This is a genomic window from Desertihabitans aurantiacus, assembly GCF_003344635.1.
Classification (GTDB): Bacteria; Actinomycetota; Actinomycetes; order Propionibacteriales; family Propionibacteriaceae; genus Desertihabitans; species Desertihabitans aurantiacus.
On sequence record NZ_QPKK01000511.1, the window covers coordinates 1 to 1,159 of the forward strand.

1 protein-coding gene is annotated in these 1,159 nt (G+C 78.6%); it reads left to right on the top strand.

Features of this window, described 5'->3' with window-relative positions; all coding sequences use genetic code 11:
• Positions 1–1,159 (top strand): ATP-binding cassette domain-containing protein (locus DVA66_RS22220; RefSeq protein ID WP_114561592.1); only part of this gene is annotated, 1,159 nt, incomplete at both ends.

Below are 1,159 nucleotides of genomic sequence, written 5' to 3' on the forward strand. Positions count from 1 at the left end.
GCTCGGCGCGCCGGGTGCCCCGCTGACGCGGGTCCGCGCCGCGCTCGACCGCGCCGGCGCCCCCGACATCGCGCTGGACCGCCGGGTGGCCGCCGACAGCTCGGGCCTGTCGGCTGGTGAGCAGCGCCGGATCGCGCTCGCCCGCGCCCTGCTCGCCCTCGACTGCGGGGGTGCGGAGCTGCTGCTCCTCGACGAGCCCACCGCCGGGCTGGACGCCGACACCGAGGCCACGGTCATCTCCGAGCTGCGCCGCCTCGGCGTCACCGTCCTGGTGGTCTCCCACCGCCCCGCCGTGCTCGCCGCCGCCGACCGCGTCGTCGAGCTGCCCCGGCCGGTCAGCGCATCGTCCGACCAGGTCGCCTCCTCGGGCTTCGGCAGGCTCAGCCCGCTGGGGTCGGTGAAGACGTCGACACCGCGGACATCTGCGCTCGATGACCTCCCCCCACCCCACCACGCGAGAGGTACCGACACCCCGCGCAACGGCGGCGGGCGGGACACCGTCCCCGCCCCCCGACCGTCACCAGGCTCGACCACCAAGGCGACGGTGGCGGCCGCGGCCGCCGCGCTCGGCACCGGCGCCGCCGCCGTGGCGCTGATGGCGACCTCCGCGTGGCTCATCGCCCGGGCCGCCGAGCAGCCGCCGGTGCTGCACCTGCTGGTGGCCGTGACCGCCGTCCGCTTCTTCGGGCTCAGCCGCGGGGTGCTGCGCTACCTCGACCGGCTCGCCGCGCACCGGCTGGGGCTGCGCCACCAGGCCCGCGCCCGGCTGGACAGCTACGCCGCGCTTGCGGGGCAGCCGATGGTCGGACGCCGCCTGGGCGACCTGGTGGCGCGGCTGGTGCTCGACACCGAGGCCGCCCAGGACCGGGTGGTGCGGGTCCGGATGCCGGTGCTCACCGCGTTCGGCGTCGGCGCGCTCGCGGTGACCGGGTTCGCGCTGCTGGTGCCGGCGGCCGCGGTCGTGCTGGCGGGCTACCTGCTGCTGGCCGGCGTCGTGGTGCCGCGGCTCGCCGGGCACGTCTCCGCCCGCCTGGACGCCCGGATCGCCCCGCTCGGCGGCGAGCTGGCCGAGGCCGTCCTGCGGCTGCACCGGCACGCCGTGCTGCTGCACCTCACCGGCCAGGAGGCCCGCGGGCTCGACCCGGCGCGGACCGCGGCC